Genomic DNA, 25,128 nt, shown 5'->3' on the forward strand with positions numbered 1-25,128 from the left:
ATGCCCGCGCCTGAGCCGCGCTTGCGCAGCGCCATGGGCCAAGTGCTGCTGGCCTGTGTGCCAGGCTTGCTAGGGCTGCTTTGGCTGCACGGCTGGGGCGTACTGTTCAACTTGCTATTTTGCGCAAGCACTGCGCTGGCCTGCGAAGCGTTACTCCTGGCCCTGCGCAGCCAACCTGCGCAACCGGCGTTGGCCGATGCAAGCGCATTGGTAACCGCCGTACTGCTGGCCGCCTCACTCCCCCCCCATGCGCCTTGGTGGTTGCCGGTCATCGCCACAAGCGTCGCCATCGGCGTTGGCAAGCACGCTTTTGGCGGGGTCGGCCGCAACCCCTTCAACCCCGCGATGGTCGGTTATGCCTTCGTGCTCCTGAGCTTCCCCCTACAGATGAACCAATGGCCGGGCCACTCGCCCGGGCTCATGGAAAGCCTGCACAGCCTTTGGGCCAGCACCGGACACATCGACGCCTGGGCTACCCCGACAGTGCTCGATGGCCTGCGCCACAATCGCAGCCTGACCATCGATGAACTGTTCGCCCAGCACCCTGGATTCGGCGCGATTGGAGGTCGAAGCAGCGAATGGGTGAATGTCGGTTTTTTGGTGGGCGGGCTGTTTCTGCTTCAGCGCAAGGTCATCAGCTGGCACACGCCGGCAGGCTTGCTCGGCGGATTGTTCCTGTTCAGCCTGCTGTGCTGGAACGGATCAGGTTCCGACTCCAATGGCTCGCCGCTGCTGCACTGGTTTTCCGGCTCGACCATGCTGGCCGCATTCTTCATCGCCACTGAGCCTGTGTCTGGCCCCAAGAGTCCTCCGGCGCGGCTACTGTTCGGTTTCGGCACTGGGCTGCTCATCTACTTGATCCGAACCTGGGGTAGCTACCCCGACGGTACCGCGTTCGCCATCTTGCTGATGAACCTTGCCGTGCCGGCTCTGGAACGATACGCCGCACGTCTCACGCAGGCCGCCCCATGAACCGTACAGCGCGTGGTGTCCTGTTGGTTGTCGTGGTCGGCGCCTTGTCACTGGGCATGACATTGATCTGGAGGCATTGGACGCTCTCGGCCATCCAGCAAGCCGAGCAACAGCTGCAAAGCCGTCAATGGCTTTCGGTGCTTCCTGACAGCAGCTATGACAACCAGCCCCTGCAAGCGCCCCTCGCCCTGCGCGATACCCGTCTGCCCCATAGCGAGTTACTCGCCGGCTACCGTGCCACATTGGGCGCAAGCCCAAGCGCCATCTTGCTGCGCAGTCAGGTCCAGGGTTATGCCGGCCCGATAATCTTGGCAATCGCGATCGCTCCCGATGGGCGTCTGCTGGGCATCCGAGTACTGGAACAAAAGGAAAGCCCTGGACTGGGGGCGCGGCTGATCGATCCTGCGGTGCACTGGTTGGAGCAATTTTCAGGCCACGCCCAGACCAGCCGATGGGCATTGAAACGTGATCAAGGGGACTTCGACCAGCTGGCAGGCGCTACCGTCACCTCACGCGCGGTAATCGACGCCCTGCAGGACGCATTGCGCTATTTCGACACCCATCGAACCGCATTGCTGGAGGAAAGTGCACATGAATAGGTTCGGATTGCTGGGGGTGAGCGTGGTGACGTTGGTCGGTGCGACCTCGACCCTGGCGCAAGGGATAATGATCGGCCTTTGCGCGGCCGGGATGATCATCACTCATCAGGTCTTGATGCTCCCTCTGCGCAAAACTCTGACTGGCCTCCCCCGTTTGCTGGCCAGCCTGCTGCTGCTCGCCGGTTTGGCCAGTTGCCTGCAATTAGGTTTGAACGCTTGGGCGCTACCCCTGGCCCTGGCGCTCGGCCATTACCCGGTCTTGCTGAGCGTGCAGAGCCTCGCGGTAGATTACCTGCTCCCCACCACGGGGCGGTGGCGCTATCTCGCGGTTCACGTGAGCGCTCTGTCAATGCTATGCGTACTGCTTGGCGCCTGTCGTCAATGGCTGGCAACAGGGCCAGGTCTTCATTTGGCGGGCCTTGTGCCTGGGGGGTTGATGCTGCTTGGCCTGCTGCTGGCCCTGTACAATCGCCTGCATCCGGGGGCTGCCCCCTCACGTTGTCAAGGAAGCCGTTGAGCCCATGAATGCTGCCAAACGCCTGGAGATTTTTCGCAGGCTGCACGAAGACAATCCCGATCCGAAAACCGAACTGGCCTACACTACGCCCTTCGAATTGCTGATCGCCGTAATCCTGTCCGCCCAGGCAACGGACGTCAGCGTCAACAAGGCCACCGCTCGCCTGTATCCGGTGGCCAATACCCCCGAGGCGATCTACGCACTGGGTGTCGAAGGGCTTAGCGAATACATCAAGACCATCGGCCTCTACAACAGCAAAGCCAAGAATGTCATCGAAACCTGTCGTTTACTGATTGAGCACCACGGCAGCGAAGTGCCACAAACTCGTGAAGCTTTGGAAGCACTGCCGGGCGTGGGTCGCAAAACCGCGAACGTAGTGCTCAATACCGCTTTCCGTCAGCCCGCCATGGCGGTTGATACGCATATTTTCCGGGTCAGCAACCGCACCGGCATCGCCCCTGGCAAGACGGTGCTGGAGGTAGAAAAGAAACTCATGAAGTTCGTGCCCCGAGACTACCTGCTCGACGCTCATCACTGGTTGATCCTTCATGGTCGCTATGTATGCCAGGCGCGCAAGCCTCGCTGTGGCAGCTGTCGAATCGAAGACTTGTGCGAGTACAAACACAAGACTTCTGACGATTGATGCAATAGAAAGAAAGGGTTCTACACGATTGAAAAAATCTTTTTTACCGGAATCGGGTTTCTCGCTATAAGGACGGCCAACGGCCCCTTGGCTTGGAGTGACTCATGAGTACCGATAAAGACGAGCTGTCAATCGACGATGAATTTTCCACCTCGGAAGACGACGCAGAGCCTCAGGTGGAACCTGCAAAGACCAATTTGAGCAAGCGCCGCACCATCGACAACCTTCTCGAGGAGCGGCGTTTGCAAAAGCAACTCGCCGATTTTGATTACGACCTATGACGGGTCGGATATCCTAGATAGCCTCCCTTGCGGAGGCTTCGTGTTTCAGGGACGGGATAAGCCATGGCGCTGGGCGAGCTCGATGAGGTCGACCAGCGAATGGGCATTGAGCTTGAGTAATAGACGCGTCTTGTAAGTGCTCACCGTCTTGTTGCTGAGGAACATGCTGTCGGCGATTTCTTTGTTGCTCTTGCCGCTGGCCAGCTCCTTCAACACCATCACCTCTCTGCCGGAGAGGCGCTGGACCATTTCCTCCTCGCTGCCGCCCTTCACGCATCCACGAGCTTTGTGTAGCGCCTGATTGGGGAAATAGCTGTATCCAGACAACACGGCCTTGATCGCACTGAGCAACTCCGTCAGGTCTTGCTGCTTGCACACATACCCGGCAGCACCGGCCTGCATGCAACGCATCGAAAAATGTCCCGCCGCCTGCGAGGTCAGTACCAACACTTTGCTGCCTGGACTGATGCATGCCATACGGCCGATGACTTCCAGCCCATCCAGCTTCGGAATACCTATATCGAGTATCACGATGTCCGGAAGGTGCTCCCGGATCAATTGCAAGGCATCCACACCATTGTCGGTTTCCGCCACCACGTCGTACCCGTGCCGTTCCATCAGCATGCGTACGGCCAGACGAATTACCGGATGATCATCCACGATAAGCACTTTATTCATGCGGCATCCATTGGTTCACTATTACAACTCCAAAGCATTACGATAACCGAGCTGACTGCCTTATGGCGCAGCGAATTGCCGCTCATCACCAAGCAGAGAGAGCCCCTACATAAATTAAAGAATTTTCCTACAAGCCTAGTTACTTAAAACTTTTGCACCCAGGCGCCGCCTATAAAACTAACAATAAGCAATATAAAACCCCACTTCCATAACGCTTCTAACTTGAAGGAATTCTCGATTCAGGCGGGGTAACTTTAGAAAAATGCAGATGACATGAAGCGTCATGTCGCTTCCACGGGAAACAGCTCTATCTTTTCATCAGGCCCAAAACAGGCGAAAGATAGGCAAACATTCGTGGGCAAGCACCATGCAAACAGACTCCATCAGCCCCTTGGCTATCATCGCCATCTTTGCAGGCATCATCGAAGCTTCTGCGCTGGCGACGTTGCCTTTTCTCAGTGAGAACAGTCAGGAAATCTACACGTGGTTCCTGGTAGGCTTTCCCTTCTTCCTGACTATGCTGTTTTTCCTGACCTTGAACTTCAACAATCAATCTTTGTATCAACCTCCCCTGCCGGAGACGGCAGAAAAGACCGACCCTCAGAGCTCCCTTTCATCCCCTCCTGAATACGTCTCGCCAGAACAGCCCCTGAGCATCACCCTTTCCGGCCCAGACACACGCAAGATCGTCGAACCCCACATTCTGCGTGCTCTCAACCAACCTCATACGCTCCCTCGCAGTTGGGTTCTCGAAAACCTCGAGACCGGTGTTCGCATCCATCTCTCGATCAATGTCGAGGGCACAAACGAAAAACGTGAGCAGCCCTGAAATCCAGGCAAAAAAAACCCCGGCACACGGCCGGGGTTTTCGAGGCGCTCGCAAAGATCAGAGCAGCGAACGGCCCTTGTTGGCTGCAATGCGCATACGCAGGGCGTTGAGCTTGATGAAGCCCGCGGCATCGGCCTGGTTGTAGGCACCGCCATCTTCCTCGAAGGTCGCGATGTTGGCATCGAACAACGAATCGTCCGACTTGCGCCCTACGACAATCACGTTGCCCTTGTACAGTTTCAGGCGAACGACACCGTTAACGTTGACCTGGGAAGCGTCGATCATCTGCTGCAGCATCAGACGCTCCGGGCTCCACCAATAGCCGGTGTAGATCAGGCTGGCATACTTCGGCATCAGCTCATCTTTCAGGTGAGCGACTTCGCGGTCCAGGGTGATCGACTCGATGGCACGGTGAGCCTTGAGCATGATGGTGCCGCCAGGGGTTTCGTAGCAACCGCGGGACTTCATGCCCACGTAGCGGTTCTCGACGATGTCCAGGCGACCGATGCCGTTGGCACCGCCGATACGGTTAAGCTCGGCCAGTACGGTGGCGGGGGTCATTTCGACGCCATCGATGGCGACGATGTCACCATTGCGGTAGGTCAGCTCGATGTAGGTGGGCTGATCCGGGGCGTTTTCCGGAGACACGCTCCAGCGCCACATGTCTTCCTCGTGCTCGGTCCAGGTATCTTCCAGGACACCGCCTTCGTAGGAGATATGCAGCAGGTTGGCGTCCATCGAGTACGGCGATTTCTTCTTGCCGTGGCGCTCGATCGGAATGCCGTGCTTTTCGGCGTAGTCCATCAGCTTCTCGCGGGACAGCAGATCCCACTCACGCCAGGGTGCAATCACCTTTACGCCTGGTTTGAGCGCATAGGCGCCCAGCTCGAAGCGCACCTGGTCGTTACCCTTGCCGGTGGCACCGTGGGAAATGGCATCGGCGCCGGTTTCGTTGGCGATTTCGATCAGACGCTTGGCGATCAGCGGACGGGCGATGGACGTACCCAGCAGGTACTCGCCTTCGTAGACGGTGTTGGCGCGGAACATCGGGAAAACGAAATCACGCACGAATTCTTCGCGCAGGTCATCGATGTAGATTTCTTTCACGCCCATCGCCTGAGCCTTGGCGCGGGCCGGTTCGACCTCTTCGCCCTGCCCCAGGTCAGCGGTGAAAGTCACCACTTCGCAGTTGTAGGTATCCTGCAGCCACTTGAGAATCACCGAAGTATCAAGGCCGCCGGAATACGCCAGTACGACCTTTTTTACGTCCGCCATGCCATCACTCCACGGGGTTGTACGGAAAGCGGTTGATTCTACCGGCCCCATTGAAATATTTACAATGGGGCGACAGCTTGTGACGACAAAGCGACAGGAACAGTCAAGACCGCGACCAGCGGTCGCATTCAGACAGCTTTACCCGTGCGCGGGCCAGCCACGGCAGCAGCCGGGGTCGCTGGGGCGGTGGCGGGAGGCGTCGCTGGCGGTTGGCCAGCGGGCTTGTCGGTGGGGGCTTCCACGGGTTTTTCCACCGGCGCGACGCGATCCAGCTGGATGCTCACCCGGCGGTTGCGCGCCCGGTTGGCGGCACTGTTGTTGCGCGCGAGCGGGTATCGCTCGCCGTGGAAGCGCACGGTGATCTGCTCCTGTGGCACACCATGGGCCTTGAGGTAATCGGCGACCGCCAGGGCCCGGCGCCTCGACGTGTCGCGGTTGGTCAGCCGATTGCCGCTGTTGTCGGAATGGCCATCGAGCTCGATGTGATTCACCGAAGGGTCGGCCTTGAGGTAATCGAGGATCACATCCAGTCGCGCCCTGGCAGCACTGTCCAGCTCGATCCCACGGGGGAAGCTCACCTGCGTCTGGCGAATCTGGTCGAAGTTCATCGGCAGCAATTTGCTGGCGCACACCTGGTAGTCGCTGTAAGCCTTGGCGAAACTCACAGGCAGCACACGCACTTCCATGGGCCTGCCAGCTTCGCCCGTGTAGTTGCGCACCACCGTGCTGCGACCATCGAGCAGGCCATTGATCAGTCGGCTGGCCTGGCCCTGGGACGAGGTGAACAACACCCCCGTGCGGCCCATGCGCACTGAGCCGAGATTGATATCACCGCGACCTGGTTGCCAAGGCGCCGCTGCCGCCAGCAAAGTCGCACCGCCGGCTCCCAGTGCGTTGGTGTCCGAACGCAATTGGAAGATCGGCTGCTCACCGGCCCGACGCACGAACTCGCCACTACCGAAACCGTCGATCGGCTGGACAAGGCGGCACTCGAACTGATCCCCTTCGACGTTCCAGGTAACGTTCTCCACGCGAGTCTGGAAGGTCAATGCCCCGGCCGGCAGGCTGGCAAACAGGATGAACAGGGCTAGGTAACGCTGGCGCACGGGCGGCTCCATTGATTCTGACGGCTTACCTGCAAGCTATCGGACGCTGGCAGGAAAACTTGATAGCCGTGCTCGAACGAGGGTTTTCCGGTAGCATTGGCACACGAGTTCGACCCGCCTGGAATCCCCAATGTCCGATCGCCTGACCCTCCTGCGCCCCGACGACTGGCACATCCATCTGCGCGATGGTGCCGTCCTGCCCCACACCGTTGGCGACGTGGCGCGCACCTTCGCCCGCGCCATCATCATGCCCAATCTCGTCCCACCGGTCCGCACTGCCACCGAGGCCGGAGCGTATCGTGAGCGCATCCTGGCCGCACGTCCGGCCGGCAGCCGATTCGAGCCTTTGATGGTGCTGTACCTCACCGACCGAACCAGCGCCGAGGACATCCACGCGGCCAAGGCCAGCGGATTCGTGTATGCCGCCAAAATGTACCCGGCCGGCGCCACGACCAACTCCGACTCGGGGGTGACCAGCCTGGACAACATCACACCAGCGCTCGAAGCCCTGGCCGAGACCGGCATGCCGCTGCTGGTGCACGGAGAGGTGACCCGCCCCGAGGTCGATGTGTTCGACCGTGAGAAGCGCTTCATCGACGAGCACCTGGTTCGCCTGGTCGAGCGTTTCCCGACTCTGAAAGTGGTGTTCGAGCACATCACCACCGCCGATGCCGCGCAGTTCGTCCTGCAGGCCCCGGCCAACGTCGGCGCGACCATCACTGCCCAGCATTTGCTGTACAACCGCAACCACATGCTGGTGGGCGGTATCCGTCCGCACTTCTATTGCCTGCCGATCCTCAAGCGCAACACCCACCAGGTGGCCTTGCTGGATGCGGCCACCAGCGGCAACAGCAAGTTCTTCCTGGGGACCGACTCGGCACCGCACGCCCGTCATGCCAAGGAAGCCGCCTGCGGTTGCGCCGGCTGCTACACCGCCTATGCCGCCATCGAGCTGTATGCCGAGGCGTTCGAGCAACGTAATGCGCTGGACAAGCTCGAAGGCTTCGCCAGCCTCCACGGCCCGGCCTTCTATGGCCTGCCGGCGAACACCGACACCATTACCCTGGTACGCGAGGAGTGGACTGCCCCGGACAGCCTGCCACTGGGCGACAATACCGTGATCCCCCTGCGCGCAGGCGAGAAGCTGCGCTGGCGTCTGCTGGAGGGTCAGGCGTGAGCGAAGCGTTCTACGAAGAAGACCAGGAAGGTCAAGGCAGCGGCGCTCGCCATCCGATGGCCGAGCGTTTCCGCGGTTACCTGCCCGTCGTGGTGGACGTTGAAACCGGCGGTTTCAATAGTGCGACCGATGCCTTGCTGGAAATCGCCGCAGTCACCATCGGCATGGACGAAAAGGGCTTCCTGTTCCCGGAGCACACCTACTTCTATCGGGTCGAGCCTTTCGAAGGGGCCAACATCGAGCCGGCAGCCCTGGAATTCACTGGCATCAAGCTGGACCATCCGCTGCGCATGGCGGTGAGCGAGGAAACGGCGCTCACCGACATCTTCCGCGGCGTGCGCAAGGCGTTGAAGGCCAATGGCTGCAAACGGGCTATCCTGGTCGGGCACAACAGCAGCTTCGACCTGAACTTCCTTAATGCCGCGGTGGCGCGCACCGACCTCAAGCGCAATCCGTTCCACCCATTCTCCAGCTTCGACACGGCCACTCTGGCGGGCCTGGCCTACGGCCAGACCGTACTCGCACGGGCCTGCCAGAGCGCCGACATCGACTTCGACGGCCGCGAGGCCCACTCGGCCCGCTACGATACGGAGAAGACCGCCGAGCTGTTCTGCGGCATCGTCAACCGCTGGAAGGAAATGGGCGGCTGGCGCGACTTCAACGATTGAGCTCAAATCCGACGCATAAAAAAACCGGCCACGAAGGCCGGTTTTTTTATGCGCTTGGCAATTACAGCTTGCCAGCGTTCTCGCTCAGGTAAGCAGCAACGCCCTCTGGCGAAGCGGTCATGCCTTTGTCGCCTTTCTTCCAGTTGGCCGGGCACACTTCGCCGTGCTCTTCGTGGAACTGCAGAGCATCGACCAGGCGCAGCAATTCGTCCATGTTACGGCCCAGAGGCAGGTCGTTGACGATCTGCGAACGGACAACGCCGTTCTTGTCGATCAGGAAGGCGCCACGGAAGGCCACGCCGCCTTCGGATTCGACGTCGTAAGCCTTGCAGATGTCGTGGGCGATGTCAGCTGCCAGGGTGTACTTGACCTGGCCGATGCCGCCTTTGTCGACTGGGGTGTTACGCCAGGCGTTGTGGGTGAAGTGCGAGTCGATCGACACGCCGATCACTTCCACGCCGCGCGCCTGGAAGTCAGGGATGCGGTGGTCCAGGGCGATCAGCTCGGACGGGCAGACAAAGGTGAAGTCCAGCGGGTAGAAGAATACCAGGCCGTACTTGCCTTTGATGGCCGAAGCCAGGTTGAAGCTGTCGACGATCTCGCCGTTGCCCAGCACAGCTGGAACGGTGAAGTCAGGGGCTTGTTTACCAACGAGTACGCTCATTCGTGATCTCCTGAGGGTGGTGAAATACCGATGCCTGGGTGGGCGGGCCGCCCGGCATCCAGCAAAGGTCGCCCATCATACACGGCTTCTGGTGACAGGCCGAATCCAACCACCGGTCGCTCTAGACGGACGCTTACCGAAAGTTCTTTGACACGCATTCTCATTACCATTAAGCTCCAACCCATCGAGCCTAACCAGCGATGGTCTCCCCTATGTATGTGTGTCTTTGTGTCGGCGTCACCGACGGACAGATCCGCGATGCGATCTATGAAGGATGCTGCAGCTACAAGGAAGTCCGAGCCGCCACCAACGTGGCCAGCCAGTGCGGCAAATGCGCCTGCCTTGCCAAGCAGGTCGTTCGCGAGACGTTGACTGAACTTCAGGCCACCCAGCACGCTGCCCTGCCATACCCTGTTGAATTCAACGCGGCCTGAACACACCCAATCAAGAAGAACCGGACCCAGTGTCCGGTTTTTTTATGCCCAGAATTCAAGAAGTTAGCGTCCTAACGCGGTTCACAAACATTCTTATTTCTATTAATTTTCACTTACTATTCAATTACTTAGGTTTGACAGAGGCCGTTGGCGGGATCAGACTTCTTGTATTGACACACTTCAACAAGGGCAGGAACCCGACATGAAAGGCGACGTAAGCGTCATCCAGCATCTCAACAAGATCCTCGGAAACGAGCTGGTCGCAATCAACCAGTACTTCCTGCACGCACGTATGTATGAAGACTGGGGCCTGAACAAACTCGGCAAGCACGAGTACAAGGAGTCCATCGATGAGATGAAGCACGCTGATAAACTGATCAAGCGTATTCTCTTCCTCGAAGGCATCCCCAACGTTCAGGACCTGGGCAAGTTGCTGATCGGCGAACACACCAAGGAAATGCTCGAATGCGATCTGAAGATCGAGCAGAAGGGCTTGGCCGACCTTAAGGCTGCGATCGCCCACTGCGAGACCGCAGGCGACTTCGGCTCTCGCGACCTGCTCGAGGATATCCTCGAGTCCGAGGAAGAACACATCGATTGGCTGGAAACCCAATTGGGCCTGATCGAAAAAATTGGTATCGAGAACTACCTGCAATCGCAGATGGGCGAAGAATAAGTTTCGCCAGCAACGAAAAAGCCCCGCCATATGCGGGGCTTTTTCATACCTGTCAAACCTTGTCAGCCCCGCCGGATTGCTCTATCGCGGGGCTGGCGGCAAGATCAGGCTTCGGAGGCCTTGGCCTTGGCGGCGGCTTCCTTGATCAAGGTTTGCAGCTCACCCTTCTCGAACATTTCGAGCATGATGTCGCTGCCGCCGACCAGCTCACCACCGACCCACAGTTGCGGGAAGGTTGGCCAGTTGGCGTACTTGGGCAGGTTGGCGCGGATTTCCGGGTTCTGCAGGATGTCGACGTAGGCAAACTTCTCGCCACAACCCATCACGGCCTGCGCAGCGCGCGCCGAGAAGCCGCACTGCGGGGCATTCGGCGAGCCTTTCATGTAAAGCAGAATGGTGTTGTTGGCGATCTGCTCTTTGATTGTTTCGATGATATCCATGAAGCACCTCGGCTGAACTTTCCGACGCAATCGTCGGCACGGTGACGCATTGTAACGGAAAGCCGAGCAGCATGCTCGGCCTTGCCGGCACCACAGCGGCCTTCACATAGGTATCGACGCCGCGCAATGCTTTGAACATCCTCCGACCTGTGGCACGCGATTCGCGACAAGGGGTTTGCCAAACCGCCGGCAAGCCGTGTACAACCCCTGTAGAAAATAAAAAACAGCAGCCCTACAAAGGGTTATGACACCCGCAGTAATAGAGCAGCTGTTTCCCCTCTTGGTTTGAGGCGACATTTAATTATAGTATTGCGCCTCCCCCTATTCCGTCCGCCTCGTGCGGCTTACGCCGCAGGTCACTCCCGTTGTCAACAAAACCATACGGTCGACCTGCAAACCGTTGCAGATAAGGTAGTCAATCATGAGCGCTAGGCACTTTCTCTCCCTGCTGGATTTCACCACCGACGAATTGCTCGGTGTGATCCGCCGAGGCATCGAGCTGAAGGATCTGCGCAAACGAGGCGTGCTGTTCGAGCCACTGAAGAATCGCGTACTGGGGATGATCTTCGAAAAATCCTCGACCCGTACCCGTGTCTCCTTCGAGGCTGGCATGATCCAACTGGGCGGCCAGGCGATCTTCCTTTCGCCGCGTGACACCCAACTGGGTCGTGGCGAGCCGATCAGCGACAGCGCCATCGTCCTGTCGAGCATGCTTGACGTGGTGATGATCCGCACCCACGCCCACAGCACCCTGACCGAATTCGCCGCCTATTCGCGCGTCCCGGTGATCAACGCCCTGTCCGACGAGTCGCACCCGTGCCAGTTGCTGGCCGACATGCAGACCTTCCTCGAGCACCGCGGCTCGATCCAGGGCAAGACCGTGGCCTGGATCGGCGATGGCTTCAACATGTGCAACTCCTATATCGAAGCCGCCCACCAATTCGACTTCCAACTGCGCATCGCCTGCCCGGAAGGCTATGAGCCCGATCCGCGCTTCCTCCAACTGGGTGGCGATCGCGTGACCATCGTCCGCGACCCCAAAGAAGCCGTGCGCGGTGCACACCTTGTGACCACCGATGTCTGGACTTCCATGGGCCAGGAGGAGGAAACTGCACGGCGCCTGGCGCATTTCGCGCCCTACCAGGTCACCCGCGAACTGCTCGACCTGGCGGCACCCGACGCCCTGTTCATGCATTGCCTGCCCGCCCACCGTGGCGAGGAAATCAGCCAGGACCTGCTCGACGACCCACGTTCGGTCGCCTGGGACCAGGCTGAAAACCGCCTGCATGCGCAGAAGGCCCTTCTGGAATTCCTTGTAGAACCGGCTTACCACCACGCATGAGTCATCCGCTACTGCTTAACCTGCGCAACCTGGCCTGTGGCTATGGCGACCAGCGCATCGTCCAGAACCTAAATCTGCACCTCAATGCAGGCGACATCGGTTGCCTGCTGGGGTCTTCAGGCTGCGGCAAGACCACCACACTGCGCGCCATCGCCGGTTTCGAGCCGGTGCATGAGGGCGAGATCCAGCTGGCCGGCGAGGTCATCTCCCGCGCAGGCTTCACCCTGGCGCCGGAGAAACGCCGCATTGGCATGGTGTTTCAGGACTATGCACTGTTCCCCCATTTGACCGTCGCGCAGAACATCGCCTTCGGTATCGGGAAGCATCCCCGTCAGGGCGAGGTGGTCGACGAAATGCTGGAGCTGGTCAAGCTCAGCGGCCTGGGTAGTCGTTACCCCCACGAGCTGTCCGGCGGCCAGCAGCAACGGGTCGCCCTGGCCCGGGCTTTGGCGCCGGAACCCCAGTTGTTGCTGCTTGACGAGCCCTTCTCCAACCTGGACGTGGAGCTGCGCCGGCGTCTGAGCCATGAGGTGCGCGATATCCTCAAGAGCCGCGGCACCAGCGCCATCCTGGTTACCCACGATCAGGAGGAAGCCTTCGCCGTGAGCGATCACGTGGGCGTGTTCAAAGAAGGCCGCCTGGAGCAGTGGGATACCCCTTACAACCTCTATCACGAACCGCAGACGCCGTTCGTCGCCAGCTTCATCGGCCAGGGCTACTTCATCCGTGGCCAGATGAGCAGCCATGATGCGGTCAATACCGAACTGGGTGAGTTGCGCGGCAATCGTGCCTACACCATGGCGCTGGGCAGCTCGGTGGACGTGCTGTTGCGTCCGGATGACATCATCCACGCGCCGGACAGCGATTTGCGGGCAACCATCATCGGCAAAAGCTTCCTCGGCGCGTCGACGCTGTATCGCCTGCAGCTGCCCACCGGTAGCCAGCTCGAGGCGATCTTCCCGAGCCATATCGACCATCAGGTCGGTCAGGATGTCGGCATCAGCGTGGCAGCAGATCACCTGGTACTTTTCCCGGTACCAGGCAGCGTGGCGGCGCAGTTGCCACGTCAGGAGAACGGGGTTCGCCGCTACAGCTCGGCAACCTGAGCCACCCGACAAGGGCCGCTGGGCGGCCCATTCCTGATTGTCCGGAGCACCTGCTTCCCTCCATCCAATCCGCTAGGGTTCAGCCTCGCCCGATCCCGGCGAACTTCCCTTGGGTGTGCTCGGCCAGCACCGCCGCCGCCAGCTCCACCTCAAGCCCGCGTCGCCCGGCGCTCACATGGATGCTCTCGAACTGCTGCGCAGAATCGTCGATGAAGGTACGCAGGCGCTTCTTCTGGCCCAGCGGGCTGATCCCACCCACCAGGTAGCCCGTGACACGCTGCGCCGCCACCGGGTCGGCCATCTCACACTTCTTCACCCCTGCCGCATGGGCCAACGCCTTCAAATCCAGCGTGCCTCCCACGGGCACCACTGCCACCAGCAATTCACCTTTTTCACTGCTGGCCAACAGGGTCTTGAACACCCGCTGCGGGTCGAGCCCTAGCTTCTCTGCGGCCTCCAAGCCGTAGGAGGCCGCCTTGGGGTCATGTTCGTAGCTGTGCACGCGGTGTTCGGCACGCGCCTTCTTCAAAAGATCGAGGGCGGGGGTCATGTACGGCTCCAGTCGATGGCAAGTCGCCGGCTACTTTAGGGCAAATCCCACAGAGCGACCAGCGAACCGAGCTCCACCGTGTCTGGCTCGCGGATTCACGCTTGATACAGGCAGTCAGATTGTGAATGACGGTTCACTTTCGACCTTTGACATCAGCGTTTCTTGTCTATATTTTTTCGTTTTTGAATAAATGGCGCCCTTTAAAGGTGCGTTTCCTACATTCGCCCGGGGTTTATGGGGATAGACACCGAGCCTTTTGTCGAGCGCCCAGTGCCTCACAACAACAAGAAACGAGGTTTCACATGACGACTGCTCTACGACAACCCACCCTTTCAAGCCAATGCTTGGCCGAGTTCCTCGGCACCGCCTTGCTCATCTTCTTCGGTACCGGTTGCGTCGCCGCTCTCAAGGTCGCGGGTGCCAGTTTCGGCCTCTGGGAGATCAGCATCATCTGGGGCATTGGCGTCAGCATGGCGATCTACCTCACCGCCGGCATTTCAGGGGCTCACTTGAACCCCGCCGTGAGCATTGCCTTGAGCCTGTTCGCCGATTTCGACAAGCGCAAACTGCCCTTCTACATCCTCGCCCAAGTCTGTGGCGCCTTCTGTGCCGCAGCGCTGGTCTACACGCTGTACAGCAACCTGTTCTTCGATTTCGAACAGACCCACGCGATGGTTCGTGGCAGCCAGGCCAGTCTGGAGCTGGCCTCGGTGTTCTCCACCTATCCACACCCGTCTCTGTCCATTGCCCAGGCCGTAGTGGTCGAAGTAGTGATTACCGCCATTCTCATGGCCGTGATCATGGCGCTGACCGACGACAACAACGGCTTGCCCCGAGGCGCCATGGCACCGCTCTTGATTGGCTTGCTGATCGCAGTGATCGGCAGCGCCATGGGCCCGCTCACCGGCTTTGCCATGAATCCGGCTCGGGATTTCGGGCCCAAGCTGATGGCCTTCCTGGCTGGCTGGGGCGAAATCGCCTTCACCGGCGGGCGTGACATCCCCTACTTTTTGGTTCCGGTGTTCGCACCGATCCTAGGCGCCTGCCTGGGCGCCGCCCTGTACCGGGGCCTGATCGCCCGCAATTTGCCGACGGTGCAACCCGCGAACCTACAAACAGACGATAATCCTCAGGGCAAGACCCAGGTCTCCTGATGCCGCCGCCGGGCCAATTGCCCGACCAGCCCTGACTTCCCCCAATTTTGTGCAAGGCCACCGACATGACAGATACCCAGGACAAGAACTACATCATCGCCCTGGACCAGGGCACCACCAGTTCGCGGGCCATCATCTTCGACCGCGACGCTAACGTGGTCGGCACCTCGCAGCGCGAGTTCGCCCAGCACTACCCCCAGGCTGGCTGGGTCGAGCACGACCCGATGGAAATCTTCGCCACCCAGAGCGCGACCATGGTCGAGGCGCTGGCCCAGGCTGGCATCAGCCATGCCCAGGTGGCCGCGCTGGGCATCACCAACCAGCGTGAAACCACTGTGGTCTGGGACAAGGAAACCGGCCGCCCCGTGTACAACGCCATCGTCTGGCAGTGCCGGCGCAGCACCGAGATCTGCGAGCAGCTCAAACGCGAAGGCCATGAGGCGTACATCCGCGAAACCACCGGGCTGGTCACCGACCCCTATTTCTCCGGCACCAAGCTCAAATGGATCCTCGACAACGTCGAAGGTGTCCGTGAGCGTGCCGAACGGGGCGAACTGCTGTTCGGCACCATCGATACCTGGCTGATCTGGAAATTCTCGGGCGGCAAGGTCCATGTCACCGATTACACCAACGCCTCGCGCACCCTGATGTTCAACATCCATACCCTGCAATGGGACGACCAACTGCTGCAGATCCTGGGTATTCCTCGCCAGATGCTGCCCCAGGTACGCCCATCGTCCGAGGTCTATGGTCACACCAAAAGCGGCATCGCCATTGCCGGTATCGCCGGCGACCAGCAATCGGCGCTGTTCGGCCAGATGTGCGTCGAGCCCGGTCAGGCCAAGAACACCTACGGCACGGGCTGCTTCCTGCTGATGAATACCGGCAAGCAGGCGGTGAAGTCGTCCCACGGCCTACTCACCACCATCGCCTGCGGCCCGCGGGGGGAAGTGGCCTATGCCCTGGAAGGCGCGGTGTTCAACGGCGGCTCCACCGTGCAGTGGCTGCGCGACGAGCTGAAGATCGTCAACGATGCCTATGACACCGAATACTTCGCCAGCAAGGTCAAGGACAGCAATGGCGTCTATCTGGTACCCGCCTTCACCGGCCTCGGCGCCCCCTATTGGGACCCCTATGCCCGTGGCGCGCTGTTCGGGCTGACCCGCGGTGTCAAGGTCGATCACATCATCCGGGCAGCCCTGGAATCGATCGCCTTCCAGACCCGCGACGTGCTCGATGCCATGCAGCAAGATTGCGGCCAGCGCCTGAGCGAACTGCGCGTCGATGGGGGCGCAGTGGCTAATAACTTCCTCATGCAGTTCCAGGCCGATATCCTCGGCACCTGCGTCGAACGACCGAAAATGCGCGAAACCACAGCCCTGGGCGCAGCCTACCTGGCAGGCCTGGCCTGTGGTTTCTGGAGCGGACTGGACGAACTGCGGGACAAGGCCATCATCGAGCGCGAGTTCAGCCCACAACTGGAAGAAGCGCAGAAAGAAAAGCTCTACAAAGGCTGGCAAAAGGCTGTGGAGCGCACCCGCGACTGGGAAGAGTAGGCTGCAAGCTGCAAGCTGCAAGCTGCAAGCTGCAAGCTGCAAGCTGCAAGCTGCAAGCTGCAAGCCAAGCATAGGCACGTCGGCCAACCGAACGCTGCTTTTTCTTATGGCTTGTAACTTGTAGCTTGTAGCTTATAGCCGCCTTTGGTTTCATTGCAGAATTTGTCCGGCAGCCCCAAAGGACCGCCCATGAATCTGCCTCCCCGCCAACAACAAATCCTCGAACTGGTGCGCGAGCGCGGTTACGTCAGCATCGAAGAAATGGCGCAGCTGTTCGTCGTCACCCCACAAACCATCCGCCGTGACATCAACCAGCTCGCCGAGGGCAACCTGCTGCGACGCTACCACGGCGGCGCAGCCTACGATTCGAGCATCGAGAACACCGCCTACGCCATGCGTGCAGACCAGATGCGCGATGAGAAGCAACGCATCGCCGAAGCCGTGGCCCGGCAGATTCCCGATCATGCCTCACTGTTCATCAATATCGGCACGACCACCGAGTCGATCGCCCGCGCCCTGCTCAATCACAACCATCTCAAGGTCATCACCAACAACCTGCATGTGGCCGCGATACTCGGCGCCAAGGACGATTTCGAAGTCCTGGTGGCTGGCGGCACCGTGCGCCGCGACGGCGGGGTCGTGGGCCAGGCAAGCGTCGACTTCATCAACCAGTTCAAGGTCGACTTCGCCCTGGTCGGCATCAGTGGCATCGACGAAGATGGCAGCCTGCTCGATTTCGACTATCAGGAAGTACGGGTTTCCCAGGCGATCATCAACAATGCCCGTCAGGTCATCCTGGCTGCCGACTCGAGCAAGTTCGGCCGCAATGCCATGGTTCGCCTGGGTTCGATCAGCCTGGTCGACTGCCTGGTGACCGACCAGCCCCCAACCCCCGCCCTCACCCAATTGCTCAACCAGCACAAGATTCGCCTAGAAGTCGTCTGATCCGGGCGTCGGAATCCAGCAGATCCTGGGCTGCCTTGCAGCCCATTACAGGTCAGGTCCTCACCGGCCCACCCCCAGTGCTCGCATGCGCCGAATACGGCGCGTTCTATGTTCGCTATCGTTCATTTTCTTGTTCTCTGATCAGTTTTTTCTATAGAGACTGACTGGATAACGGCTATTCGTTGCGCTAGTATTTTCGAAAATGAACATCAATGTTCACTTTCGATGTGAACTGCGCCCCCAGGAGGCCTTGCCGTGTCCCAGCCCGCTTCGTCCCAGCCGCCCCTCGCCGATTGTTACGACCTCGCTGTGATCGGGGGAGGCATCAATGGCGTGGGCATCGCCGCCGACGCAGCGGGACGCGGCCTGAAGGTGTTCCTTTGCGAAAAAGACGACCTGGCCAGCCATACGTCCTCGGCCAGTAGCAAGTTGATTCATGGCGGCCTGCGCTACTTGGAGCACTATGAGTTCCGTCTGGTCCGTGAGGCCCTGGCAGAGCGCGAGGTGTTGCTGGCCAAGGCACCGCATATCGTCAAACCCATGCGTTTCGTCCTGCCCCACCGCCCACACCTGCGCCCAGCCTGGATGATCCGCGCGGGCCTGTTCCTCTACGATCACCTGGGCAAGCGCAAGCGCCTGGGGGCCTCTCGCAGCCTGCGCTTCGGCGCTGGCAATCCGCTCAAGCCCGTCATTACCCGAGGTTTCGAGTACGCCGATTGCGCCGTGGACGACGCGCGTCTGGTGGTGCTCAATGCCATGGCTGCCCGTGAAAAAGGCGCGCACATTCATACCCATACCCGCTGCCTGCGCGCAGAGCGCGTCGATGGGGTGTGGGAGGTGGCACTGCAACAGGCCGACGGCAGCCAGCGCACCATCCGCGCCCGCGCCTTGGTCAACGCCGCCGGGCCTTGGGTAGCCAGCTTCATCAAGGACGATCTCAAGCTCGACGCGCCTTACGGCATCCGCCTGATCCAGGGCAGCCACATCATCGTTCCGCGTCTGTACGAAGGCGAACACGCCTACATCCTGCAGAACGAAGACCAACGCATCGTCTTCGCCATCCCGTACCTGGATCGCTTCACCCTGATCGGCACCACCGACCGTGAGTACAGCGCCGACCCAGCCAAGGTAGCCATCACCGAGATGGAAACCGACTACTTGCTCAAGATCGTCAACGAGCATTTCAACCATCAGCTCAGCCGCGCCGATATCCTGCACACCTATTCCGGGGTACGCCCGCTGTGCAACGACGAATCCGACAATCCGTCGGCCGTCACCCGCGACTACACCTTGGCGCTGTCGGCCAGCGACGGCCAGGCACCTCTGCTGTCGGTCTTTGGCGGCAAGCTCACCACGTACCGTAAGCTGGCCGAATCGGCCATGGGCGAACTCAAGCCATTCTTCACCCAGATGCGTGATAGCTGGACGGCCACCGCCCCACTCCCAGGCGGTGAAAACATGACGACGGTTCAGGCGCTGGTCGATGCGGTATTGGCCCGCCACGGCTGGCTGCCGGTGGATATCGCCAAGCGTTGGGCAGTGACCTATGGCAGCCGGGTATGGCGCCTGATCGAAGGCGTGAGTGGGCCCGAGGACCTGGGCCAACCAATCGGTGGCGGCTTGTTCAGCCGTGAAGTGGACTATTTGATCGCCCAGGAATGGGCGGTGCAAGCCGATGACATCCTCTGGCGCCGGACCAAGCTGGGGCTGTTCACCAGCCCGGCTGAAAAGCAGGCACTGGCCGATTACCTGCACCGCGCCCACTCCAACCGAGCCGCCGAGCAGGCAGCCTGACCCTCAATCAAGCCCCCTGGCATGGCGCCCGCGCAGCCAGGGGGCTGACAGCCAGCCTATGGCTTGGCGCGCATGTAGACCTCCCGGGCCAGCGCCTTCACCAGCTCACGTTCGGCCCGGTTGAACTCATCAGCCATCTCCTTCAGCCGTCTTGCGTATTCCCCTTCTGTGATCTGGTCCGCAGCCAGCTTATCGTCGAGCGAATCCAGCTCTCCCCAAGACGCCTGATGCACCGCCTCGAAGCGCTGCGCGTAGTGTTCCCTGACGTAGTGCGCCCAGAACGGGCGTTGAGCGAGCGAGTCGATTAAGGCGTCATCATTTTCCAGCGAGAGCACCCGCGCTTGAGCGATTTCCACGTCGTGCTTGGTAAGCCTGGAAAAACGCCCGAAATGCATCCAGTCCTTCTGCAGCGGCAGACCGATCCATTCATAGAGCGCGACCCGGTAAGCCAGCTCCGTCTCAACCGGATCCACCACACCCGTCTCTTGCCCCAGGGCAAGTTGCATTTCCCGTTCAGACTCCAGCCGGGCGACGTGTTCCGTGGCGATCTGGTCGATCTCATCCAGTCGGAAAAATGGACGTGCCAGGCCAAGCAAGGTGCTTTCCACCTGATCCTTCGCAACGCCGAGAATGGCCTGTTCGGCAAGCACGGCCTCTTCGGCGTGACGCAGCGTCAGCAACAATCTGTCATCACAGCCGCGGGGGCCATCCATCATCATGAACAGCCGCTGGCGCAAGGGCTCACGCTCGGCACACGCTTGCAGCAATGACCAGATGCGGGCGCGAAAGCGCTGCGGATTCCTCGTGAAATCCCGCGAGCTGGCAAAGTCAGCCAGAAACTGGAACAACGATGCCGAACCAGGCTCCTCCTGCAACGTCTCCCAGAGTGCCTGCCTGCGCAGGCTCTGTTCATCCGCTCCCTCATCCAGCCACCGCGCGCGCAGCGAAGCGTCGACGACAGCATGCTGGTAACCGGGATTCTCCTGGACATCCTCGCCCGCGATCGCCCTCACCGGCGCCAACGACACATCGCCCGAGCTGGAGGACCCTTCGCTGCCGCTGTGCGAGGGCGGATTATCGTGCAGCAGCACCCGCTCGAGTCGGTGGCGAAGCCTGTGGTTGTCACGCTGCAGCAACTGAATACGATTGCTGCGCAAATCCACCAGTGCAGCCAGTGGGAGTCGCTCCGGCAACGCCATCAACCCCGTCGCCCGCAAGCGCATCTCGCGCAGGTGGCGCAGGTGGCTCAGGTCCGGCGCGCGGCCGAGTTCGCCATTATGGCTGAGGTTGAGATGCTGAAGGCGCGCCAGGCCGCGCAGACAGTGTTCCCCGGCTTCATCCATGACGATGTGATTACGCGACAGATCGAGCCACCTGAGCTGCCCAAGGTATTCCAGGCCCTGAGGCACGCGGCCAAGGCGGTTACCCCTCAGATCGAGCTCACGCACATTGGCGAAGCGGTGCAGAAAATCCGCCTCGATGTCGGACAGTTCCATGTTGCGCAGAACCAGCCGCTCGACGTGATCGAACCTCACCCCTTCAGGCAAGGTCGGTAGCCCGCCGACCCGCTCTCCGTCGATCACCAGGACGTAGGAGCCATCTTCATTGACGATCTTGCGTCGCCAGCTACGCCTGATCTGGTCGGCGACCCGACGACGACGCAGACGAGTGAACAGCCCGCTGGCCTCGTTGCGCCAAGCCTCCAGCCCCGTGCGCAACTGCTCCAGATGCAGCGACAACATCGAAAAGTGCTCGTACAACCCCAAATGACGGGTGCGCAGCTCACGAATGTAGGCATCGAGCTGCAGGGCGCTCAACGTCGGGAAAATCCGATGGATGCCTCGCACGATGGCCGATCCATCGACAGCCCCTCTTCCGCTGAGCGCATACCCCGCCTGCCCATCGCCGAAGCGCAGCGGGGCACGTAGGGCCTTCGCATCGCCCATACCAAGGCACTTGGCAACCCGATCACGCGACTCGCTGGCATACGCTGCCAAGCGATTTTCCAGGGCGTCGACCTGCTTTCCCGCAATACCCAACGTACGTTTTTGCCCGTCGCTCAACAGGCCGAACAACAACGACATCAAATCCTGCTCGCCTTTGTGCCCCTGGAGCGCGTATCGATTACCTGAACGGATGATCGACCTCCGCCTGGCAGCCTGCGCCTTGCCCTGTTTGGCCAGCAGCGGTCCCTCGATCGAGCCTTCGCGAATCTCGATCCGCAAATCCGCAGGCCAGGGCGCCAGCAACTCGATCAACTCAAGCGCCAGACGCTGGGTGTCGGCATTGGTCGCCCTGAACAGGCGCAGCCCGGCGCAGGCGCGGTCGAGACGGCTCTCGCGCAGATACCATCGAGCACGTTCGGCCAATGCCAACGGCACTCGCTCGCTGCTCTCCAGGCGGGTGATTTCGGCGCCAGTGGCCTGGGCACAGATTTCCCGCGCACAACGAAGCGACAACCCCGGAAAATCCCGCAGCAATTTGCTTTGCGCTGGACCGGCCATGGGTTCGCGCTCCTTGAACAGCGCCTCGAGCTCAGCGCCCCCCAGATGAGCATGCTGCTGATGCAGTTGATGACGCTCCAGCGCATCGAGCAATCGCGCAGGCGCCCCCTGGTTTTCGAGGTGCAATCGGCGTATCTGCGCCTCGCTGTAACCGGTCGCCTGCAACAAATGCTTTGCCGTTTCATCGGAAAGGTCAGACAAGCGCCCGCTCAGCCGCCGAACCAAGGTACCGGCACCGCTCCAGGTCCGCGGCTGCTCGAATTCGTGGCGCCAGCCCCCTGCTCCGTTGTCTTCTATACGCGGCGTGTACATATCAGCACGCGTGGGATGACGCAGGCGCCCGCCACGCTCGGTCTGCAGCCGGTAGAGCTGATTGTCGTCATGCAGCAACCATTGTTCTTGCGGGGTTTGAGCATTGTGGCTGGCGGGGTCTAGCCGGTAACCCTCGAGCGAGCCGTCGAACAGCTTCACCTTGCCCTGACGGGTGCGAACCAGGCTGAGCTTATCGATGAATGCCACTGGCTTGAGCGCCTTTACCGCCACCGATACCCCTTTAGCCAGCAGCGCTCCAGCGACCATGCTCTCGGCCACCCCAAACACATGGGCGATAGCTCCCTGACGATCGCCCAGGTTCCAATCCTCGTAACCTTCATAGAACTCGCTGGCGATCTGCACCAGGGCCACAGGCAGCAATGCCTCCCCCAATACCGGAACGAACAGCGAAGCGATATTGAGTACATTCAGGCCCAAGGACTCGTAACCGCTTAGCCGTTCGTTACGATCGTTTTCGTCTTCCTGACCTGTCGGCACAGCGAGCACACGTGCATCGTCGAAAATCTTGTCTATCTGCGAGTCAGCCAGAAAGACTCTCAACCGCTCTCCTATCGATTTGTCCTTTTTTGCAATGATCGGCTTATGTCCGCCGGTCAATGTCGCCAACCGTTCGTGCGTCCAGCCCTTGGACTGCTCGGCCAGACGGGTGAAGAACTTGACGCGGTCGGCCTCGCTGACGAATCGGGCAAAAAACTGCCGATAACGACGGCTGACCAAACGCCTGGCCAGCCCGTCGTAGACTGCCTGCCAGGAATCAAAACGCTTCACCGGACAATCCGGATCATTGGGCACCCAGACGATCACACCTTGCAACGCCCCACCATCAGCCGCACTGGCCGCTGCGCAGACCACGCCATGAACGGGTACGCCCAATATATACAGGTGCCGAAGCTCCACGTTGGACGAGGTTGCCGGCACGATTGACGGAAACGCCATCAAGGCCAGCATGCACTGGAAGCTGTCCTCATCCAGCTCGCCCTTGAGCTGCGCCGAGCGCACGGCGACCTCAAGGTGCGCCTGCTGGTTCTCCTGGAACAGGCGATACACGGCCTCAGCGCCGTCTTTGGGTTTGAGAACCGCCTTGAGTTTTTCCTGGTACTTCGCGCCGATGTCCAGCTCTCGGCAGCGCCCGGCAAAGGCATGAAACCCCAAGGCCATCCGCTTACCCGAACGCGTGCGCAGATACCCTTTGCGAGTGTCGGAAGGCCGGGTCTCGACCAGATGAAAGTTGTGCAGCGCAGCGGCCAATAGGCTTTGTGTCGATGATGGAACGAACTGGCGCGTCGAAAGTATTAAAGCAAAGGACGGCATGACCGGACGCCGCCAGATACACACCTGGCTGTGCCTGACGTCAGGAGCCGCTTCACCCAGTTGCACCAGCTTTTCACGTAAAAGCGGCTCGGCGAACGCCTCGATCGAAGGAATCTGCGCCAGCACCGGGCGCAAGGCGGCTACCGCACGCTCTTGCCTGAGCAATGCCTTGTGAAACGCACGCAGGCGATCGATACAGTGCAGGTGGCCGTCCTCACGGCGCAACCAGCTTGGCATCTGTTGCGCGAACAAGGTGTCGATGGAGTCGTCAGATGGAGCGGAATCAGGCATGTGCAATCTCGAGCAGTTGAAAAGCTCGATCTCATCAATTGCTTGCCCCGGTGGCGCAGTACCGGGGTACTACCCAGGCCCCTCATTCGGATTTCCGAACACGCAGAGGGTATTCATTCGGAAATCCGCACATCTGCTCTGGCAAAAAACGGTAAAAAAAAGCCTCAAAACCAGTAATTTCGCGGCGATATGATCGACAGCAGGGCTTGGCACGACTCATGCTCTACACTTGGTAGCCGAATGCACCACGTTTGCTGCTGTATTCGTGGAACGAAGAGTCCGCCAACGGCTCCATAAAAAAAACAAACACGTCGAGGAAAATTTGATGCGCATCGTTCGTCAATTGCTGGGCGCCGCCATCGCGGCCGCTGTCATCGCATCGCCTGTCATGGCCGAAGAACTGACCGGCACCCTGAAGAAGATCAAGGATTCGGGCACCATCACCCTGGGCCACCGCGACTCCTCCATTCCATTTTCCTACCTGGCCGGCAAGCCAGAGCCTGTGGGCTATTCCCACGACATCCAGCTGGCCGTCGTCGATGCGCTGAAAAAGCAACTGGGTACGGACATCAAGGTCCGCTACAACCTGGTCACCTCCCAGACCCGCATCCCGCTGGTGCAGAACGGCACCGTGGACCTTGAATGCGGCTCCACCACCAACAACGTCGAGCGCCAGCAGCAGGTCGGCTTCTCGGTCGGCATCTTCGAAGTCGGCACCCGCCTGCTGACCAAGGTCAAGGACGGTCAGCCAGCCTACAAGGACTTCCCGGACCTGGCCGGCAAGAACGTGGTGACCACCGCCGGTACCACCTCCGAACGCATCCTCAAGGCGATGAACGCCGACAAGCAGATGAAGATGAACGTGATCTCCGCAAAAGACCACGGCGAAGCCTTCAACATGCTCGAAAGCGGCCGCGCCGTGGCCTTCATGATGGACGACGCCCTGCTCGCCGGCGAAATGGCCAAGGCGCGCAAACCTGCCGACTGGGTCATCACCGGCACCCCGCAGTCCTACGAGATCTACGGCTGCATGGTGCGCAAGGGTGACGACGCCTTCAAGAAAGCGGTCGATGACGCCATCGTGGCGTACTTCAAGTCTGGCGCGGTCAACAAGAGCTACGAGAAGTGGTTCCAGCAGCCGATTCCGCCAAAAGGCCTGAACCTGAACTTCCCGATGAGCGAAGAGCTGAAAAAGCTGATCGCCGAGCCGACCGACAAGGCGGCGGACGAGAAGAAGTCCTGATCCCCAGCCAGTGGCCTACTGCTCGACCCGAGCAGCAATC

At 60.3% G+C, this 25,128-nt stretch carries 24 protein-coding genes; 17 read left to right on the forward strand and 7 right to left on the reverse strand.

Annotated elements, in window-relative coordinates:
- The 5 genes from J5X93_RS20550 to J5X93_RS20570 all read left to right on the forward strand — a co-directional run bounded on the left by J5X93_RS20550 (position 1) and on the right by J5X93_RS20570 (position 3,012).
- Complete coding sequence (locus tag J5X93_RS20550) at positions 1-972, forward strand: RnfABCDGE type electron transport complex subunit D (protein WP_102081834.1); 972 nt, start codon at positions 1-3, stop codon at positions 970-972.
- Positions 969-1,571 carry an RnfABCDGE type electron transport complex subunit G gene (locus J5X93_RS20555; RefSeq protein ID WP_102081833.1) on the forward strand — a complete coding sequence of 201 codons (603 nt, stop codon included), beginning with the start codon at positions 969-971 and terminating at the stop codon, positions 1,569-1,571. The genes J5X93_RS20550 and J5X93_RS20555 overlap by 4 nt, the downstream gene beginning before the upstream one ends.
- A complete protein-coding gene (locus tag J5X93_RS20560; RefSeq protein ID WP_102081832.1) occupies positions 1,564-2,088 on the forward strand; it encodes an NADH:quinone oxidoreductase in 525 nt (174 codons plus the stop codon). Before J5X93_RS20555 ends, J5X93_RS20560 begins: the two co-directional genes overlap by 8 nt.
- A gap of 4 nt (positions 2,089-2,092) precedes the next feature.
- Positions 2,093-2,731, forward strand: coding sequence for an endonuclease III (gene nth, locus J5X93_RS20565; RefSeq protein WP_043213057.1), 639 nt, complete (start codon positions 2,093-2,095; stop codon positions 2,729-2,731).
- A gap of 104 nt (positions 2,732-2,835) precedes the next feature.
- Positions 2,836-3,012 carry a PA3496 family putative envelope integrity protein gene (locus J5X93_RS20570; protein WP_043213055.1) on the forward strand — a complete coding sequence of 59 codons (177 nt, stop codon included), beginning with the start codon at positions 2,836-2,838 and terminating at the stop codon, positions 3,010-3,012.
- 45 nt (positions 3,013-3,057) lie between these two features.
- Here the strand turns inward: J5X93_RS20570 and J5X93_RS20575 are convergent, their stop codons facing one another.
- Positions 3,058-3,690, reverse strand: a complete 633-nt coding sequence (locus J5X93_RS20575; protein ID WP_043213052.1) for a response regulator transcription factor — start codon at positions 3,688-3,690, stop codon at positions 3,058-3,060.
- A gap of 367 nt (positions 3,691-4,057) precedes the next feature.
- Between J5X93_RS20575 and J5X93_RS20580 the strand changes: the two genes are divergently transcribed.
- On the forward strand, positions 4,058-4,519 hold the full coding sequence (locus J5X93_RS20580) for a hypothetical protein (RefSeq protein ID WP_102081831.1): 462 nt from the start codon (positions 4,058-4,060) through the stop codon (positions 4,517-4,519).
- A gap of 57 nt (positions 4,520-4,576) precedes the next feature.
- Here the strand turns inward: J5X93_RS20580 and J5X93_RS20585 are convergent, their stop codons facing one another.
- The gene (locus tag J5X93_RS20585; protein ID WP_043213048.1) at positions 4,577-5,794 is read right to left on the reverse strand and encodes an argininosuccinate synthase; all 1,218 of its coding nucleotides are present in this window, start codon (positions 5,792-5,794) and stop codon (positions 4,577-4,579) included.
- Positions 5,795-5,922: 128 nt separating this feature from the next.
- Positions 5,923-6,900, reverse strand: a complete 978-nt coding sequence (locus tag J5X93_RS20590) for a flagellar protein MotY (protein WP_043213047.1) — start codon at positions 6,898-6,900, stop codon at positions 5,923-5,925.
- Positions 6,901-7,030: 130 nt separating this feature from the next.
- Between J5X93_RS20590 and pyrC the strand changes: the two genes are divergently transcribed.
- Both pyrC and rnt read left to right on the forward strand, forming a co-directional pair.
- Complete coding sequence (pyrC, locus tag J5X93_RS20595; RefSeq protein WP_250033955.1) at positions 7,031-8,077, forward strand: dihydroorotase; 1,047 nt, start codon at positions 7,031-7,033, stop codon at positions 8,075-8,077.
- A gap of 56 nt (positions 8,078-8,133) precedes the next feature.
- The gene (rnt, locus tag J5X93_RS20600) at positions 8,134-8,745 is read left to right on the forward strand and encodes a ribonuclease T (protein WP_230387848.1); all 612 of its coding nucleotides are present in this window, start codon (positions 8,134-8,136) and stop codon (positions 8,743-8,745) included.
- 61 nt (positions 8,746-8,806) lie between these two features.
- Here rnt and J5X93_RS20605 read toward each other — a convergent pair whose 3' ends face one another.
- Positions 8,807-9,409, reverse strand: coding sequence for a peroxiredoxin (locus J5X93_RS20605; protein ID WP_043206522.1), 603 nt, complete (start codon positions 9,407-9,409; stop codon positions 8,807-8,809).
- Between the two features lie 212 nt (positions 9,410-9,621).
- Here J5X93_RS20605 and J5X93_RS20610 point away from each other — a divergent pair, with 212 nt between their 5' ends.
- The gene (locus tag J5X93_RS20610) at positions 9,622-9,843 is read left to right on the forward strand and encodes a bacterioferritin-associated ferredoxin (protein WP_043206521.1); all 222 of its coding nucleotides are present in this window, start codon (positions 9,622-9,624) and stop codon (positions 9,841-9,843) included.
- Positions 9,844-10,045: 202 nt separating this feature from the next.
- Positions 10,046-10,519 (forward strand): bacterioferritin, encoded by a 474-nt coding sequence (gene bfr / locus J5X93_RS20615; RefSeq protein ID WP_043206520.1) that lies wholly within the window; start codon positions 10,046-10,048, stop codon positions 10,517-10,519.
- Positions 10,520-10,623: 104 nt separating this feature from the next.
- Here bfr and grxD read toward each other — a convergent pair whose 3' ends face one another.
- Positions 10,624-10,959, reverse strand: coding sequence for a Grx4 family monothiol glutaredoxin (grxD, locus tag J5X93_RS20620; protein WP_043206518.1), 336 nt, complete (start codon positions 10,957-10,959; stop codon positions 10,624-10,626).
- 421 nt (positions 10,960-11,380) lie between these two features.
- Between grxD and argF the strand changes: the two genes are divergently transcribed.
- Positions 11,381-12,301: an ornithine carbamoyltransferase gene (gene argF / locus J5X93_RS20625; protein WP_043206517.1), complete on the forward strand. Its 921-nt coding sequence runs from the start codon at positions 11,381-11,383 to the stop codon at positions 12,299-12,301.
- Positions 12,298-13,407: an ABC transporter ATP-binding protein gene (locus J5X93_RS20630; protein WP_043206516.1), complete on the forward strand. Its 1,110-nt coding sequence runs from the start codon at positions 12,298-12,300 to the stop codon at positions 13,405-13,407. The genes argF and J5X93_RS20630 overlap by 4 nt, the downstream gene beginning before the upstream one ends.
- A gap of 79 nt (positions 13,408-13,486) precedes the next feature.
- Here the strand turns inward: J5X93_RS20630 and ybaK are convergent, their stop codons facing one another.
- Positions 13,487-13,957: a Cys-tRNA(Pro) deacylase gene (gene ybaK, locus J5X93_RS20635; RefSeq protein WP_043206515.1), complete on the reverse strand. Its 471-nt coding sequence runs from the start codon at positions 13,955-13,957 to the stop codon at positions 13,487-13,489.
- A gap of 302 nt (positions 13,958-14,259) precedes the next feature.
- Here ybaK and J5X93_RS20640 point away from each other — a divergent pair, with 302 nt between their 5' ends.
- The 4 genes from J5X93_RS20640 to glpD all read left to right on the forward strand — a co-directional run bounded on the left by J5X93_RS20640 (position 14,260) and on the right by glpD (position 19,406).
- On the forward strand, positions 14,260-15,111 hold the full coding sequence (locus J5X93_RS20640; RefSeq protein ID WP_102081830.1) for an MIP/aquaporin family protein: 852 nt from the start codon (positions 14,260-14,262) through the stop codon (positions 15,109-15,111).
- A 65-nt stretch (positions 15,112-15,176) separates the two neighbouring features.
- Positions 15,177-16,667 (forward strand): glycerol kinase GlpK, encoded by a 1,491-nt coding sequence (gene glpK / locus J5X93_RS20645; RefSeq protein WP_043206513.1) that lies wholly within the window; start codon positions 15,177-15,179, stop codon positions 16,665-16,667.
- 189 nt (positions 16,668-16,856) lie between these two features.
- Positions 16,857-17,612, forward strand: a complete 756-nt coding sequence (gene glpR, locus J5X93_RS20650) for a DNA-binding transcriptional repressor GlpR (RefSeq protein WP_043206512.1) — start codon at positions 16,857-16,859, stop codon at positions 17,610-17,612.
- A gap of 255 nt (positions 17,613-17,867) precedes the next feature.
- A complete protein-coding gene (gene glpD, locus J5X93_RS20655; protein WP_102081828.1) occupies positions 17,868-19,406 on the forward strand; it encodes a glycerol-3-phosphate dehydrogenase in 1,539 nt (512 codons plus the stop codon).
- Positions 19,407-19,462: 56 nt separating this feature from the next.
- Here the strand turns inward: glpD and J5X93_RS20660 are convergent, their stop codons facing one another.
- Complete coding sequence (locus tag J5X93_RS20660; protein ID WP_102081827.1) at positions 19,463-23,845, reverse strand: NEL-type E3 ubiquitin ligase domain-containing protein; 4,383 nt, start codon at positions 23,843-23,845, stop codon at positions 19,463-19,465.
- Positions 23,846-24,170: 325 nt separating this feature from the next.
- On the opposite strand from J5X93_RS20660, the gene J5X93_RS20665 reads away from it, so the two are divergent.
- A complete protein-coding gene (locus tag J5X93_RS20665) occupies positions 24,171-25,088 on the forward strand; it encodes a glutamate/aspartate ABC transporter substrate-binding protein (protein WP_043206509.1) in 918 nt (305 codons plus the stop codon).
- Positions 25,089-25,128 lie beyond the last annotated feature (40 nt).

The organism is Pseudomonas sp. BYT-1 (assembly GCF_023611805.1).
GTDB lineage: Bacteria > Pseudomonadota > Gammaproteobacteria > Pseudomonadales > Pseudomonadaceae > Aquipseudomonas > Aquipseudomonas guariconensis.

What these genes read in the sequence shown, in the direction of transcription:
- J5X93_RS20550 (WP_102081834.1), top strand. Translation starts at nt 1, where the DNA reads ATGCCCGCGCCTGAGCCGCGCTTGCGCAGCGCCATGGGCCAAGTGCTG.
- J5X93_RS20555 (WP_102081833.1), top strand. Translation starts at nt 969, where the DNA reads ATGAACCGTACAGCGCGTGGTGTCCTGTTGGTTGTCGTGGTCGGCGCC.
- J5X93_RS20560 (WP_102081832.1), top strand. Translation starts at nt 1,564, where the DNA reads ATGAATAGGTTCGGATTGCTGGGGGTGAGCGTGGTGACGTTGGTCGGT.
- nth (WP_043213057.1), top strand. Translation starts at nt 2,093, where the DNA reads ATGAATGCTGCCAAACGCCTGGAGATTTTTCGCAGGCTGCACGAAGAC.
- J5X93_RS20570 (WP_043213055.1), top strand. Translation starts at nt 2,836, where the DNA reads ATGAGTACCGATAAAGACGAGCTGTCAATCGACGATGAATTTTCCACC.
- J5X93_RS20575 (WP_043213052.1), bottom strand. Translation starts at nt 3,690, where the DNA reads ATGAATAAAGTGCTTATCGTGGATGATCATCCGGTAATTCGTCTGGCC.
- J5X93_RS20580 (WP_102081831.1), top strand. Translation starts at nt 4,058, where the DNA reads ATGCAAACAGACTCCATCAGCCCCTTGGCTATCATCGCCATCTTTGCA.
- J5X93_RS20585 (WP_043213048.1), bottom strand. Translation starts at nt 5,794, where the DNA reads ATGGCGGACGTAAAAAAGGTCGTACTGGCGTATTCCGGCGGCCTTGAT.
- pyrC (WP_250033955.1), top strand. Translation starts at nt 7,031, where the DNA reads ATGTCCGATCGCCTGACCCTCCTGCGCCCCGACGACTGGCACATCCAT.
- rnt (WP_230387848.1), top strand. Translation starts at nt 8,134, where the DNA reads ATGGCCGAGCGTTTCCGCGGTTACCTGCCCGTCGTGGTGGACGTTGAA.
- J5X93_RS20605 (WP_043206522.1), bottom strand. Translation starts at nt 9,409, where the DNA reads ATGAGCGTACTCGTTGGTAAACAAGCCCCTGACTTCACCGTTCCAGCT.
- J5X93_RS20610 (WP_043206521.1), top strand. Translation starts at nt 9,622, where the DNA reads ATGTATGTGTGTCTTTGTGTCGGCGTCACCGACGGACAGATCCGCGAT.
- bfr (WP_043206520.1), top strand. Translation starts at nt 10,046, where the DNA reads ATGAAAGGCGACGTAAGCGTCATCCAGCATCTCAACAAGATCCTCGGA.
- grxD (WP_043206518.1), bottom strand. Translation starts at nt 10,959, where the DNA reads ATGGATATCATCGAAACAATCAAAGAGCAGATCGCCAACAACACCATT.
- argF (WP_043206517.1), top strand. Translation starts at nt 11,381, where the DNA reads ATGAGCGCTAGGCACTTTCTCTCCCTGCTGGATTTCACCACCGACGAA.
- J5X93_RS20630 (WP_043206516.1), top strand. Translation starts at nt 12,298, where the DNA reads ATGAGTCATCCGCTACTGCTTAACCTGCGCAACCTGGCCTGTGGCTAT.
- ybaK (WP_043206515.1), bottom strand. Translation starts at nt 13,957, where the DNA reads ATGACCCCCGCCCTCGATCTTTTGAAGAAGGCGCGTGCCGAACACCGC.
- J5X93_RS20640 (WP_102081830.1), top strand. Translation starts at nt 14,260, where the DNA reads ATGACGACTGCTCTACGACAACCCACCCTTTCAAGCCAATGCTTGGCC.
- glpK (WP_043206513.1), top strand. Translation starts at nt 15,177, where the DNA reads ATGACAGATACCCAGGACAAGAACTACATCATCGCCCTGGACCAGGGC.
- glpR (WP_043206512.1), top strand. Translation starts at nt 16,857, where the DNA reads ATGAATCTGCCTCCCCGCCAACAACAAATCCTCGAACTGGTGCGCGAG.
- J5X93_RS20660 (WP_102081827.1), bottom strand. Translation starts at nt 23,845, where the DNA reads ATGCCTGATTCCGCTCCATCTGACGACTCCATCGACACCTTGTTCGCG.
- J5X93_RS20665 (WP_043206509.1), top strand. Translation starts at nt 24,171, where the DNA reads ATGCGCATCGTTCGTCAATTGCTGGGCGCCGCCATCGCGGCCGCTGTC.